The organism is Hydrogenophaga sp. 2FB (genome assembly GCF_005503365.1).
In the GTDB taxonomy this organism is placed as follows: domain Bacteria; phylum Pseudomonadota; class Gammaproteobacteria; order Burkholderiales; family Burkholderiaceae_C; genus Hydrogenophaga.
Genome location: NZ_SCML01000006.1, coordinates 24,118 through 37,061 on the forward strand (window position 1 = coordinate 24,118; position 12,944 = coordinate 37,061).

At 62.9% G+C, this 12,944-nt stretch carries 12 protein-coding genes; 9 read left to right on the forward strand and 3 right to left on the reverse strand.

The window, feature by feature from the left end:
* Positions 1 to 157 precede the first annotated feature (157 nt).
* From FFS09_RS05165 to msrQ, 4 genes are all read left to right on the forward strand, one after another.
* Positions 158 to 2,293 (forward strand): cytochrome c biogenesis protein ResB, encoded by a 2,136-nt coding sequence (locus FFS09_RS05165; protein WP_137917795.1) that lies wholly within the window; start codon positions 158 to 160, stop codon positions 2,291 to 2,293.
* Entirely contained in the window at positions 2,290 to 3,657 is a 1,368-nt protein-coding gene (ccsB, locus tag FFS09_RS05170; RefSeq protein WP_137917796.1) for a c-type cytochrome biogenesis protein CcsB, read from the forward strand. The genes FFS09_RS05165 and ccsB overlap by 4 nt, the downstream gene beginning before the upstream one ends.
* A gap of 106 nt (positions 3,658 to 3,763) precedes the next feature.
* Positions 3,764 to 4,768: a protein-methionine-sulfoxide reductase catalytic subunit MsrP gene (gene msrP / locus FFS09_RS05175; RefSeq protein ID WP_137917797.1), complete on the forward strand. Its 1,005-nt coding sequence runs from the start codon at positions 3,764 to 3,766 to the stop codon at positions 4,766 to 4,768.
* Positions 4,769 to 4,833: 65 nt separating this feature from the next.
* Complete coding sequence (msrQ, locus tag FFS09_RS05180; RefSeq protein ID WP_502703720.1) at positions 4,834 to 5,460, forward strand: protein-methionine-sulfoxide reductase heme-binding subunit MsrQ; 627 nt, start codon at positions 4,834 to 4,836, stop codon at positions 5,458 to 5,460.
* 15 nt (positions 5,461 to 5,475) lie between these two features.
* Here the strand turns inward: msrQ and lysA are convergent, their stop codons facing one another.
* A complete protein-coding gene (lysA, locus tag FFS09_RS05185) occupies positions 5,476 to 6,777 on the reverse strand; it encodes a diaminopimelate decarboxylase (RefSeq protein WP_137917798.1) in 1,302 nt (433 codons plus the stop codon).
* A 24-nt stretch (positions 6,778 to 6,801) separates the two neighbouring features.
* Positions 6,802 to 7,002 carry an LPS translocon maturation chaperone LptM gene (gene lptM, locus FFS09_RS31500; RefSeq protein ID WP_137917799.1) on the reverse strand — a complete coding sequence of 67 codons (201 nt, stop codon included), beginning with the start codon at positions 7,000 to 7,002 and terminating at the stop codon, positions 6,802 to 6,804.
* A 12-nt stretch (positions 7,003 to 7,014) separates the two neighbouring features.
* Between lptM and cyaY the strand changes: the two genes are divergently transcribed.
* A complete protein-coding gene (gene cyaY / locus FFS09_RS05195) occupies positions 7,015 to 7,344 on the forward strand; it encodes an iron donor protein CyaY (RefSeq protein ID WP_137917800.1) in 330 nt (109 codons plus the stop codon).
* Here the strand turns inward: cyaY and FFS09_RS05200 are convergent.
* Positions 7,334 to 9,757: a penicillin-binding protein 1A gene (locus FFS09_RS05200; protein ID WP_137917801.1), complete on the reverse strand. Its 2,424-nt coding sequence runs from the start codon at positions 9,755 to 9,757 to the stop codon at positions 7,334 to 7,336. The two genes, cyaY and FFS09_RS05200, sit on opposite strands and share 11 nt — an antisense overlap.
* Positions 9,758 to 10,020: 263 nt before the next feature.
* On the opposite strand from FFS09_RS05200, the gene FFS09_RS05205 reads away from it, so the two are divergent.
* From FFS09_RS05205 to FFS09_RS05220, 4 genes are read left to right on the forward strand one after another with little or no spacing between them, the layout of a single operon-like run.
* Positions 10,021 to 11,100, forward strand: a complete 1,080-nt coding sequence (locus FFS09_RS05205) for a pilus assembly protein PilM (RefSeq protein ID WP_137917802.1) — start codon at positions 10,021 to 10,023, stop codon at positions 11,098 to 11,100.
* On the forward strand, positions 11,097 to 11,693 hold the full coding sequence (locus FFS09_RS05210) for a PilN domain-containing protein (protein WP_137917803.1): 597 nt from the start codon (positions 11,097 to 11,099) through the stop codon (positions 11,691 to 11,693). The genes FFS09_RS05205 and FFS09_RS05210 overlap by 4 nt, the downstream gene beginning before the upstream one ends.
* Before the next feature lie 16 nt (positions 11,694 to 11,709).
* On the forward strand, positions 11,710 to 12,384 hold the full coding sequence (locus FFS09_RS05215; RefSeq protein ID WP_137917804.1) for a type IV pilus inner membrane component PilO: 675 nt from the start codon (positions 11,710 to 11,712) through the stop codon (positions 12,382 to 12,384).
* Positions 12,384 to 12,935 (forward strand): pilus assembly protein PilP, encoded by a 552-nt coding sequence (locus tag FFS09_RS05220; protein ID WP_137917933.1) that lies wholly within the window; start codon positions 12,384 to 12,386, stop codon positions 12,933 to 12,935. The genes FFS09_RS05215 and FFS09_RS05220 overlap by 1 nt, the downstream gene beginning before the upstream one ends.
* Positions 12,936 to 12,944: the final 9 nt, after the last annotated feature.

Genomic DNA, 12,944 nt, shown 5'->3' on the forward strand with positions numbered 1-12,944 from the left:
CGGGTTGACATATAAGAATGTGTTGATATTTGCCGGCACAATGCAATAAACCTCGCCGGGCGCTGAACCGCCAGACAAAAAACACATCACATGAGGGCGCGTTCCGGGAACACCGGAGCCGCCCTTTTTTGTTGCACCGTTCCCCACTGATCCGTCCATGACCGTTTCCACCCAAGGCCTGCACATCCGCACCGGCTCTCCCATCGTCAGCGGCACGGTGGAGTTGCTCTCGTCCATGCGGTTTGCGATTTCGTTGCTCTCCGTGATCTGCATCGCGTCGGTGATCGGCACCGTGGTCAAGCAGCACGAGCCCTTCATCAACTACGTCAACCAGTTCGGGCCGTTCTGGGCCGACGTGTTCGCCAGCGCCCACCTGTTCTCGGTCTACAGCGCGTGGTGGTTCCTGCTGATCCTGGCCTTCCTGGTGATCAGCACCAGCCTGTGCATCGCCCGCAACACGCCCAAGATCCTGGCGGACTTCAAGGCCTACAAGGAAAACATCCGCGAGCAGAGCCTGAAAGCCTTTCCCCACCGCGCCGAAGGCGAACTGGGCGAAACCCCGGAGGCCGCGGCCAACCGCATCGGCCAGACGCTGCTGGGTTCGGGCTGGAAGGTCAAGCTGCAATCGCGCGTCACGCCGACGGGCACGGGCTGGATGGTGGCGGCCAAGACCGGTACGGCCAACAAGATCGGTTACATCGCCGCGCACAGCGCCATCGTGCTGGTGTGCATCGGCGGCCTGCTCGATGGCGATCTGATGGTGCGTGCGCAGACCTGGTTCCTCGGAAAATCCCCGTTCATGGGCGGCGGCCTGATCGCCGACGTGCCGGCCCAGCACCGCCTCTCGGCGAACAACCCCACCTTTCGCGGCAACCTGCTGGTGACCGAAGGCACGACGGCGGGCACCGCGATCCTGGCCCAGCCGCAGGGCGTGCTGCTACAGGATCTGCCGTTTGGCGTCGAACTCAAGAAATTCATCGTCGAGTACTACGACACCGGCATGCCCAAGCTGTTTGCCAGCGAGATCGTGATCCACGACAACGAGACGGGTGAGAGCAAGGAAGCGCGCGTGGAGGTGAACCACCCCGCCAGCCACCGCGGCATCAACATCTACCAGTCCAGCTTTGACGACGGCGGCTCGCGCGTGAAGCTGCAGGCCGTGCCACTGAACCGTCCCACCGCGCCCTTCGAGGTCGAGGGCACGATCGGCAGCACGACCGCGCTGAGCAATGGCGACGACAAGTTGACGCTGGAGTACACCGGCCTGCGCGTGATCAACGTGGAGAACTTCGCGGGCTCCAGCGCCGGCGCGGCCACGGACGTGCGCAAGGTGGACCTGCGCAGTTCAATCGAAAGCCGGCTGGGGTCGGGCCACAAGACCGTGACCGAAAAGACGCTGCGCAACGTGGGGCCGAGCATCACCTACAAACTGCGCGACGCGGCCGGGCAGGCGGTGGAGTACCACAACTACATGCTGCCGGTCGAGATCGATGGCGCGCGCGTGTACCTGCTGGGCCTGCGCGAGACGCCGTCCGAGCCGTTCCGCTATCTGCGCATCCCCGTGGACGACAAGGACGGGATGGACGGCTTCGTGGGCCTGCGCGCCGCGTTGGGCGATCCCGCGCTGCGCGAGCAGGCGGTGCGCCGCTATGCGAAGGCGGCGGTGGAAGATGGCCGACCCGAGCTGGCCGAGGCGCTGGCCGCATCGGCCACGCGGGCGCTGGGCCTGTTTGCCGGTGCGGAAGCGGTGAACGCGCCGGTGGCGAATGGCGCGCCAGCCGTGCGCGGTGGTTTGCAGGCGGTCTCGGCATTTCTGGAGAGCAACGTGCCCAAGGCCGAGCGCGAACGTGCCAGCGACGTGCTGGTGCGCATTCTCAATGGCACGCTGTTCGAGTTGATGCAGCTCAGCCGCGAACGCGCCGGCCTGCCGCCGCTGGCGCAGAGCGAGGCCACGCAGCAGTTCATGTCGCAGGCCGTGATCAGCCTGAGCGACACCTTCTTCTACCCCGCGCCCATGACGTTCCAGCTCAAGGACTTCACGCACGTGCAGGCCAGCGTGTTCCAGGTGGCGCGCGCGCCGGGGCAGAACATCGTCTACCTGGGCTGCCTGTTGCTCATCCTGGGCGTTTTTGCCATGCTCTATGTCCGCGAGCGCCGCCTCTGGGTGTGGCTCTCGCCATCGCGCGACCACCACGCGCAGGCCCGCATGGCCTTGTCGACGAACCGCAAGACGATGGAAGCCGACCGCGAGTTCGACCTGTTGAAGACCCAATTGCTGAAGGTGCAACCATGAATACCGCCGCCGCGTCCTCGCACACCATCGAGTTGAAGAAAGGCCAGCAGGGCCAGGGACTGGAGCCCCACTACTTTGCCCGCCGCAACGTGTGGGACTGGCTGTTTGCCGCGTTCGTGATCGCGGGCGCGGCCTGGGCCTTCATGCGCTACAACGCGGCCATGGATGGGTATGAAAAGGCCATCCTCGTGGGCACGGTGCCGGCCATGATCTGGCTGGGCTGGTTCTGGCGTCCGCTGCGTGCATTGACGGTGGTGGTGGCGGCGCTGGCGCTGCTCGCCATCTGGCTCTACCAGACGCCCACGGGCGCCGACCTGGCGCGTGCCGACCAGGCGTTCCTGCTCAAGTACTTCATCTCCAGCCAGTCGGCCATTCTGTGGATGAGCGTGCTCTTCTTCATGAGCACCCTGTTCTATTGGGTGGGCATGTTCAAGCGCGCGGGCGACACCTTTGAAGTGCTGGGCTCGCGCCTGGCCTGGGTAGCGGTGACGCTGGCCCTGGTGGGCTCCATGGTGCGCTGGTACGAGAGCCACCAGATCGGCCCCGACATCGGCCACATCCCGGTGAGCAACCTCTACGAGGTGTTCGTGCTGTTCTGCTGGATGACGACGGCGTTCTACCTCTACTACGAAGACCAGTACAAGACCCGCCGCATGGGCGCGTTCGTGATGCTGGTGGTCAGCGCCGCCGTGGGCTTCCTGCTCTGGTACACGCTGGTGCGCGAGGCGCACGCCATTCAACCGCTGGTGCCTGCGCTCAAGAGTTGGTGGATGAAACTGCACGTGCCGGCCAACTTCATCGGCTATGGCACCTTCGCCATCGCGGCCATGCTTGCGTTTGCCTACCTGATCAAACAGAGCGCGAGCGAGAGCCGTTGGTACAAGCTCGCGCCGCTGTGGTTGCTGGGCGTGGTGCTGTGCTTCGAACCCATCGTGTTCCGCCAAACGGCAGCGGAGAACGGTGGCAGCTACTGGTTCGTGTATTTCGGCGTATCTGCGCTGATCGTGGGCACCATCCTGTTCGGCCGCCGCCGCATTGCCGAGCGCTTGCCCAGCTTCGAGGTGCTGGACGACGTGATGTACAAGGCCATCGCGGTGGGTTTTGCCTTCTTCACCATCGCCACCGTGCTGGGCGCGCTGTGGGCGGCCGAGGCCTGGGGGGGCTACTGGAGCTGGGACCCGAAGGAAACCTGGGCGCTGATCGTCTGGCTGAACTACGCGGCGTGGCTGCACATGCGCCTCATGAAGGGCTTGCGTGGCACGGTCTCGGCCTGGTGGGCGCTGGTGGGGCTGGCGATCACGACCTTTGCTTTCATCGGCGTGAACATGTTCCTCTCCGGCCTGCACAGCTACGGCGAGCTCTGATAACGGCGCGGGCGCCGGAACTTTGCAAGAATGGCGTCGGTCTCATGACTGACGAAGCCCGCGCGGCATCCTCCGCGGCAGGGCCCCATCCACCAAGGACAGCGCCATGAATTTCCGCACGCGCGACGACGGCTTCAACCACCCCCTGCCCAGCGAGATCACGTCGCAGTCGGTCTATCAGAACCGACGGCAATGGCTGCTCACCGCGGCAGCAGTTGGCGGCGGCATGACCGCCTGGGCCGGGCGCGATGCGTGGGCGCAGACGCCAGGCGCTACGCCCAAACCCGGCAAACTTGCGGCCCTGCCGGGCAAGCGCTCCGCGGTCGATGGGGCGATGACGATGGAGCCGCTGACCTCGTACAACGACGCCAGCTCGTACAACAACTACTACGAGTTCGGCACCGACAAGTCCGACCCCGTGGACAACGCCAGGACGCTCAAGCCCAGACCCTGGACGGTGAGCGTGGAAGGCCTGGTGAACAAGCCCGGCACCTTCGATCTCGACACACTGCTCAAACTCAGCCCGATGGAAGAGCGCATCTACCGCCTGCGCTGCGTCGAAGGTTGGTCGATGGTGATTCCCTGGGTGGGCTACTCGCTCAGCGAGCTCATCAAGCAGGTGCAGCCGCAAGGCAGCGCGAAGTTCGTTGAGTTCGTGACCTTGGCCGACCCCAAGCAGATGCCCGGGCTGCGCTCCAACGTGCTCGGTTGGCCGTACGTGGAAGGCCTGCGGCTGGACGAAGCGATGCACCCGCTGACCTTGCTGGCGTTCGGTATGTACGGCGAGGTGCTGCCCAACCAGAACGGCGCGCCGCTGCGGCTGGTCGTGCCCTGGAAGTACGGCTTCAAGAGCGGCAAGTCGCTGGTGAAGATCCGCTTTACCGACAAAGAGCCACGCACCGCGTGGAACGTGGCCGCGCCCCAGGAATACGGCTTTTACTCCAACGTCAACCCCGAGGTGTCTCATCCCCGCTGGAGCCAGGCCACCGAACGCCGGATTGGCGAGGGCAGTGGCCTGTTCGCCAAGCGCCGCCAGACGCTGATGTTCAACGGCTACGCGGCCCAGGTGGGGCAGTTGTACGCCGGCATGGATCTGCGCAAGCTGTACTGAGCGGCAAAGACCCTACCGTGCCGTCTTCATCCTCATCCAGCGCATCCGTCCGCCTGCGCCCGCCGCTGACCGGCGGCTCGCGCATCAACCGCTGGCTCGGGCACCGCGCGGCCAAACCTGTGGGCTTTGTGCTCGCTTGCCTCCCCTTCGCCTGGCTGGTCTGGGCGGCATTCAGCGACCAACTCGGCGCCAACCCCGCCGAGGCGTTGATCCGTTCGTTGGGCGACTGGACCCTGCGGTTTCTGGTGCTGGTGTTGGCCATCACGCCGCTGCGCGTGACGGCCGGATGGCCTGCGCTCGCGCGCTTGCGCCGCATGGTGGGGCTGTTCGTGTTCTTCTATGCCTGCATGCACCTGCTGTCGTACGCCTGGTTCGACATGGAGTTCGACCTGTCCGGCATCGCGGCCGATGTGGCCAAGCGCCCCTTCATCCTGGTGGGCTTCCTCTCCTGGTTGCTGCTGCTGGCGCTGGCGGCCACGTCGTTCAACCGCGCCATCCGCACCATGGGGGCGGCGCGTTGGCAGATGTTGCACCGCGCGGTGTATGTGATCGCCGGGCTGGCGGTGCTGCACTTCTTCTGGATGCGCGCGGGCAAGAACGATTTTGCGGAAGTGGCGGTGTATGCCGCGATCCTGGCGTCGTTGCTGGGCTGGCGCTTGTGGCGCCGCTTTCTGCGCAAGCCGTCGGCGTAAAACGCCCCCGCGTGTTCAGGTGGGTGGCAGCATGCGCTCGGTGCGGAACTGGTCGGCGGCCGTCTCGCGTTCGCGGATGAGTGTGGCCTGGGTGCCGTCCACCAGCACTTCGGCCGCGCGGCCGCGCGTGTTGTAGTTGCTGGCCATGCTCATGCAATAGGCGCCAGCCGACATCACCGCCAGCAAGTCGCCCGACTGCACCGCGAGCGCGCGATCCCGCCCGATCCAGTCACCGCTTTCGCACACCGGGCCGACCACGTCCCAGGTGGTCGTATCAACGTCGGGATGCGGTTGCCGCAGCGGCACGATGCGGTGAAACGCCTGGTACATGGCCGGGCGCGGCAGGTCGTTCATGGCGGCGTCGACGATCAGGAAGTTCTTGTGCTCGCCGGGTTTGAGGTACAGCACTTCGGTGAGGCACACGCCCGCGTTGCCCACCAGCGATCGACCTGGCTCGATGAAGATCTTGCGGTCACCGAAGCCCCGCGCGTCCATGCGCTGCAGCAGCTGAGCCCAGAGCGCGTCGGCCTCGGGCGGGGTGTCGCCCTGGTAGTCGATGCCCAGTCCACCACCGAAGTCGATGTGCTCGATCGAGACACCCTTGGCCTCGATGGCCTGCACCAGGTCCAGCACGCGGTCCATGGCGTCCAGGTACGGCCCGGTCTGTGTGATCTGCGAGCCGATGTGGCAGTCGATACCCACCACGCGCAACCCGCCGCAAGCCGCGGCGTGGATGTACGTGTCGATCACGTCTTCGTGCGCGATGCCGAACTTGTTGCCCTTGAGCCCGGTGGAAATGTAGGGATGGGTTTGCGCGTCCACGTTGGGGTTCACGCGCACGCTCACCGGCGCGCGCAGCCCCATGCCGCGAGCCACTTCGTCGAGCACGTCGAGTTCCGCGCGGCTTTCCACGTTGAAGCAACCGATGCCGACCGTCAGCGCCTGCCGCATCTCGGCGCGGGTCTTGCCCACGCCAGAGAAGATCACCTTCGCAGGTTCAACACCCGCGGCGAGCGCGCGCTCGAGTTCCCCGCCCGAGACGATGTCCAGGCCACAGCCCGCGCGCACCAGCGTCTGCAGAATCGCCAACGAGGAGTTGGCCTTCATGGCGTAACAAATCAGATGGGGGCGACCCGCCAGCCCGCGTTGATACGCCGCCAGCGCGTTCAGCATGGCGGCCTGGCTGTACACGAACAAGGGGGTGCCATGCTCACGGGCCAGTCGATCGAGCGGCACACCTTCGACCGTCAACTGCTGGTCCTGATAGGTAAAAAACGGCAAGAGTGCGGCAGCCGGCAGGCCAGATGGTGTGGTCATTCGAGACAGAGAAGAAGAGAGGATTCAGCGCTGAGCCGGAGGGGCTGGCGCGGGACGTGGCGTTTGATCGGCGGGCTTCTCGGTCGCGGGCTTGGGCGGCGGCAGATACAGCGGCCCCCGTTGGCCGCAAGCGCTCAGAAGCAGTGCGCCCGTGCACATCGCAGCGATGGCCATGCGACGCGAGGGGCCGGCAGCCCCACCTAGAATGCGTTTTGAACCAAACATCGGCGCATTGTAATGACGGACTCTGAATATCAGGACCACGCGGAAGCCTTGCTGAAGGCGGTTGAACTGGCGTGCGATCGCATCAACGACCACACCGACGCCGATATCGACAACCAGCGCGTGGGCGGCATGGTCACCATGACGTTTGCCAACGGCAGCCAGATCATCATCAACCTGCAGAAACCCCTGCAGGAGGTGTGGATGGCGGCCCGCGCAGGTGGGTTCCACTACAAGCACGACGGCAAGGTCTGGATGGACACCAAGGGGCAGGGCGAATTCTTCGCCCACCTGTCACGGTGCGCGTCCGAGCAAGCCGGCTTGAAACTGGCGTTCAGTTCCTGAACAGATCGAGGATGCTGCGGCGCTCCTCGATCGGCGCCACAGGCTTGGGCACGGGGGCACCGTTGGCATCGAGTTCGGAGGTGGGTGCCGCCGCACCGGGCATCGGGTCCTGCAAGCCCAAACTGTGCACGCCGCGCCCGGGGCCGTATTCTTCGTAGTACCACTCGTTGCCCACGTTGACCACACCCGCTGGCGGGGTGTACGTCGCCACCGGCACACCCTTGAGCGCCTCCGACATGAACGAAATCCAGATGGGCAAGCTCAAACCGCCACCGGTCTCGCGGCTGCCGAGGTTGCGCGGCGCGTCATAACCAACCCATGCGGCGGCCACGATGGAAGGTTGGTAACCGACAAACCACGCATCCACGGAATCGTTGGTGGTGCCGGTTTTGCCGTAGAGGTCAGGGCGCTTCAAAGTGGCCTGTGCGCGCGCGGCGGTACCTGTGCGTGTGATCTCCTGCAGCAAGCTGTTCATGATGAACGCATTGCGCGGCTCGATGGCGCGTTGGGTGTCGCTCAGCGTGGGTTCGGGTGCTTCGTAAAGCACCTTGCCCTTGTGGTCGCTCACGCGGGAGATCAGCACTGGGGGAACGCGGTAACCCCCATTGGCGAACACGCCGTAGCCGGTAGCCATTTGCATCGGGGTGACGGCGCCGGCGCCCAGTGCCATGGTCAGGTAGGGCGGGTGCTTGTCCGCATCGAAGCCGAAGCGAGACACCCACTCCTGTGCGCTTCGCGTGCCGACCATCTGCAATACGCGGATCGACACCATGTTCTTGGACTTGGCCAGCGCGCGGCGCACGGACATGGGGCCTTCAAACTGGCCGTCGTAGTTCTTGGGCTCCCAGGGTTTGCCCCCGGTTTCGCCGGCCGAATAGAACAGGGGTGCATCGTTGACCACGGTGGTGGGCGTCAAGCCCTTTTCCAACGCCGCCGAGTAGATGAAAGGCTTGAAGCTGGAACCGGGCTGGCGCCAGGCTTGCGTCACGTGGTTGAACTTGCTCTTCTGGAAATCGAACCCGCCCACCAGCGCGAACACCTTGCCAGTGTTGGGATCTAGCGCCACGAACGCCGATTCCACTTCCGGCAATTGCGTAATGCGCCAGATTTTGGGCGCGGTCTGCACGACCCGAATGACCGCGCCCGGTCGAATCTTGACGTTCGGGCCGGCCTTGTCCGACAGACCCGATTGCACCGGCTTGAGGCCCTCGCCCGTGATCTCGAACGGTTCACCATCCTGTCGCACGGCAACCACCCGCTTGGCGTTCGCTTCCAGCACCACCGCCGACAGCAAGTCGTCATTGTCTGGCCGCTCGTTCAGGGCTTCATCGATGGCGTCGTCCAGCGCCGGCCGCTCTTTCGGCAAGTCGATGAACAACTCCGGACCGCGGTAAAACTGCCGCCGTTCGAAGTCCAGTACACCCTGTCGCATGGCTTTGTAAGCGGCCCGTTGTTCGGCGGCCTTGAGCGTCGTGGTGACTACCAGACCTCTCGTGTACGCCTCTTCTCCGTACTGGGAAACGATGGATTGACGCACCATCTCCGCGACATACTCGGCGTGCAGTCGGTCGGACCCGCCCAGTGAGCGCAGCTTGAGCTGCTCGGACTTGGCCGCTTCGGCTTCCTCGGCGGTTATGAACCCGTTCTCGACCATGCGGTCGATGATGTGCAACTGACGGCTGCGCGCCCGCCGAGGGTTCTTCACTGGGTTGTAGGCCGACGGTGCCTGTGGCAGGCCCGCGAGCATCGCTGCTTCGGCGACCGTCACATCCTTGAGCGATTTGCCGAAATAGATCTGGGATGCCGCCGCAAAGCCGTAGGCACGTTGACCCAGATAAATCTGGTTCATGTAGATCTCAAGGATTTGCTCCTTGGTCAGCATGTGCTCGAGCTTGAAGGTCAGCAGCACCTCATAAATCTTGCGCGTGTAGCTCTTCTCCGCGGACAGGTAGACATTGCGCGCCACCTGCATCGTGATGGTCGATGCGCCCTGGCTTTTTGCCTGCCGCAAATTGGCCAGCGCCGCGCGGATCATGCCGCGGTAGTCGACGCCGTTGTGCTCGAAAAACCGCGCGTCCTCGATGGCCAGCACCGCGTTCTTCATCACCGCGGGAATCTCTTGAATGGTGAGCAGGTTGCGCCGTTCCTCACCAAACTCGCCGATCAATTGACCGTCGGCCGTGATCACCCGCAAGGGCAACTTGGGCCGGTAATCCGCCAATCCCGCCACCTCCGGCAGGTTGGGATAGGCCACTGCCAGCGCGATGCCGACGGCCATCAACACGCACGCAACACCCGCCGCCGCCAGTCCGGCCAGACCCACCACCAAGCGACCCAGCCAGATCAGCACAGGGTGCCCGGCCGATACTGGTACGTCAGAGGAGTGGGTTGAAGAAGTGTCTGTTTTGGGCATGCAGTCGTTCAGAGCCGTGGCCCTTGATTATAAAAATCCGCGAGCCGGCAACCGGTCGCGTCGGCGTATTGTGAGTCGTTGCGAAGTTCGCGGCCAACGCGCCGATAAAGCAATTCTTGATGGGCCTTGATGCGTATGCTTTTGACAACGTTTCACTTTGTCTCAAAGGCAAAAAATCTTTGCTGGACAATGGGCTTGCTGCTAGCATTGAAGTGAATTCTTAAGTTTGACGACACCTGTCGTTACCATTTTTGGGGGCCACCTTGATCTCATTGGGGTCGTTATTCAGCCGGGAACCGGCGCCCTTGTTGGGCATCGACGTCAGCTCCTCCAGTGTCAAGTTGGTGGAGCTTGGCCGCAACCGGTCGGGCGATCTGGTGCTGGAGCGTTGCGCCATGGAACCGCTGGAGCGGGGCTGGATCACCGATGGCAACATCGAAAAATTCGATGAGGTGGCGGAAGCGGTACGCCGTGTTGTGCGCAAGAGTGGCAGCAAGACAAAGAACGTGGCACTCGCGCTGCCGGCCTCGGCGGTGATCACCAAGAAAATCATTCTGCCGGGCGGCCTTTCAGACAAGGAGCTGGAAGCCCAGGTGGAGTCCGAGGCCAATCAGTACATTCCCTTTTCGCTGGATGAAGTGAGCCTGGATTTTTGCGTGATCGGACCCAGTGCAAGTTCGGTCGGCGATGTGGAAGTGTTGATCGCCGCTTCGCGCAAGGAAAAGGTGTCGGATCGGCAGGGCCTGGCTGAAGCCGCGGGGCTCAAGCCGGTGGTCATGGACGTTGAGTCCTATGCATCCCGCATGGCAGCAGGGCGCGTGATTGAAACGTTGCCGAACCAAGGCGTGGATTCTCTGGTGGCGCTGTTTGAAGTGGGTGCTCTGACCACCAGCATGCAGGTGATACGCAACGACGACGTGCTGTATGAGCGCGATCAGGCTTTCGGCGGTGCCCAGCTGACACAACTCATCGTCCGTCAGTATGGATTCTCGTCGGACGAGGCTGAGGCGAAAAAGCGCTCCGGCGACCTGCCCGACGACTACCGCGCGGCTGTGCTGGATCCGTTCATCGAGAGCATGGCCCAGGAAATCGGGCGAGCCCTTCAATTCTTTTTTACAAGCACGCCTTACAACAAACTCGACCACATTCTGCTGGCCGGGGGCAGTGCGGCATTGCCTGGACTCACGGAGGCGGTGACCCACCAGACCTCGTTCGCGTGCATGGTGATCAATCCGTTTGATGCGATGGAAATGGCCACCTCGATTCAGGCCCGAAAAATCTCTCGCGAGGCACCGTCGTACCTGACCTCCACCGGCTTGGCGCTGCGGAGGTTTTACCAATGATCTTGATCAACTTGTTGCCTCACCGCGAGGCGACCAGAAAGCGGCAAAAGGATCAGTTCTTCACGCAGTTGGGTTTGTCCGCACTGCTCGGTGGCGTGATTTGTGGTGCCGTCTTTACTTGGTATCAAGGCCAGATCGCAGAACAGCAGGAGCGAAACCAGTTTCTGCAGTCCGAGATTTCCAAACTGGAAGCAGAGATCAAGGACATTGCCAATCTGCAGCGCGAAATCGCGTCCTTGCGCGCGCGCCAGACGGCGGTGGAAAATTTGCAAGGCGATCGCAATCTTCCCGTGCATCTGCTGGACGAACTGGCCGAGCAGTTGCCCGATGGCGTCTACCTGACCAGCATGAAGCAAGAGAGCCAGAGCGTGCTCCTCCTGGGGGTGGCGCAGTCGCAAGAACGTGTATCGGATCTGCTGCGCAATCTCGGCAACAACAGCCCTTGGTTGGTCAAGCCTGAGCTGGTAGAGATTGTTGCGGCGAGGTTTGGAGAGGCGGGGCGCGAGCAACGCCGCGTTTCGAACTTCACGATTCGCGTTTCACTCAAGCGCCCATCTGCTGCGCCCGCCGTCGCCGCTCCCAGCAAAGGTTGATCCAGGACCGCGCACCATGGCCAAATCGCCCAGTATGAATGTGGATTTCAAGGGAATCCAGGACAAGCTCAAAGGCCAATTCACTGGCCTTGATCCCAATGACCCATCTCAGTGGCCGGGGCTACCTCGTAACCTATTGTTTGTCGCCGTGTGTGTGGCCGTGATCGCGGGCTTGTGGTTTGCATGGCTGAAGACATCCGATGAAGAACTGATTGCGGAGAAAGCGCGCGAAGAGCAGCTTCGCGAGGACTATCGCAAGAAGCTCGTACAGGCAGTCAATCTGGATGCTCTGCGCAAGCAACTTGAGCAGGTGCAGCAGTATGTGACACAGCTTGAGAAGCAACTTCCCAGTAAAGCGGAAATGGACGCGCTGCTGTCGGATATTAACCAGGCCGGGTTGGGCCGCAGCTTGCAGTTCGAGCTGTTTCGTCCTGGCCAAGTGAGCGTAAAGGAATACTACGCTGAACTGCCGATCGCGTTGCGCGTGACGGGCACCTACCACGACATTGGGCTGTTCGCGGCAGATATTGCCAACCTCTCTCGCATCGTCACGCTCAACAACCTCAGCCTGACCCCTGTCAAGGACCGTGAAGGCGTGCTGACCATGGACGGAACGGCCAAGACCTTCCGGTACCTCGATCAGGAGGAGGTTGCCGCGCAACAGCAGGCGGCGAAGGGAGCGAAGAAGTGATGCAGATTCGAGGGATATCCGTGGGCGGCACTCTGGTGCTGGCGTTCGCGTTGGCGGCGTGCACGTCGTCCGGTCAAGACGAACTTCAAGCCTGGATGCAGAGCGAACGCAATTCGATCAGGCCTTCGGTCGCTCCCATTCCCGAGCCGACCAAATTCGTTCCGCAAGCGTACGAAGGCGAGCGCCTGACGCCACCCTTCAGCAGTGAGAAACTGGCCAGCGCCTTACGTGGTTCTCAATCGGCGCCTGTGGTCAATTCGGCACTTATCGAGCCCGAACTTAATCGGCGCAAACAGCCCTTGGAGGCGTTTCCGCTCGACACGATGTCCTTGGTGGGCAGTCTGAATCGCGATGGTCAACTGGTGGCTTTGGTCAAGGTGGGCGAGTTGTTGTACCAAGTGAAGCCGGGCAGCTATCTGGGCCAGAACTATGGGCGAGTCACCCGAATTACCGAACGAGAAGTGGTGATGCGCGAGATCGTGCAGGATTCCGCTGGGGAATGGACGGAGCGCGCTGCGGCGCTGCAGTTACAAGAGGATGCTTCTAAATGAACAACAAGC

Bases quoted from the DNA above. Each gene is read 5' to 3' on its own strand.
- FFS09_RS05200 (WP_137917801.1), bottom strand. From the start codon at position 9,757: ATGCCCAAAACAGACACTTCTTCAACCCACTCCTCTGACGTACCAGTA.
- ccsB (WP_137917796.1), top strand. From the start codon at position 2,290: ATGAATACCGCCGCCGCGTCCTCGCACACCATCGAGTTGAAGAAAGGC.
- msrP (WP_137917797.1), top strand. From the start codon at position 3,764: ATGAATTTCCGCACGCGCGACGACGGCTTCAACCACCCCCTGCCCAGC.
- lptM (WP_137917799.1), bottom strand. From the start codon at position 7,002: ATGTTTGGTTCAAAACGCATTCTAGGTGGGGCTGCCGGCCCCTCGCGT.
- FFS09_RS05215 (WP_137917804.1), top strand. From the start codon at position 11,710: ATGGCCAAATCGCCCAGTATGAATGTGGATTTCAAGGGAATCCAGGAC.
- FFS09_RS05210 (WP_137917803.1), top strand. From the start codon at position 11,097: ATGATCTTGATCAACTTGTTGCCTCACCGCGAGGCGACCAGAAAGCGG.
- lysA (WP_137917798.1), bottom strand. From the start codon at position 6,777: ATGACCACACCATCTGGCCTGCCGGCTGCCGCACTCTTGCCGTTTTTT.
- cyaY (WP_137917800.1), top strand. From the start codon at position 7,015: ATGACGGACTCTGAATATCAGGACCACGCGGAAGCCTTGCTGAAGGCG.
- FFS09_RS05165 (WP_137917795.1), top strand. From the start codon at position 158: ATGACCGTTTCCACCCAAGGCCTGCACATCCGCACCGGCTCTCCCATC.
- FFS09_RS05220 (WP_137917933.1), top strand. From the start codon at position 12,384: ATGCAGATTCGAGGGATATCCGTGGGCGGCACTCTGGTGCTGGCGTTC.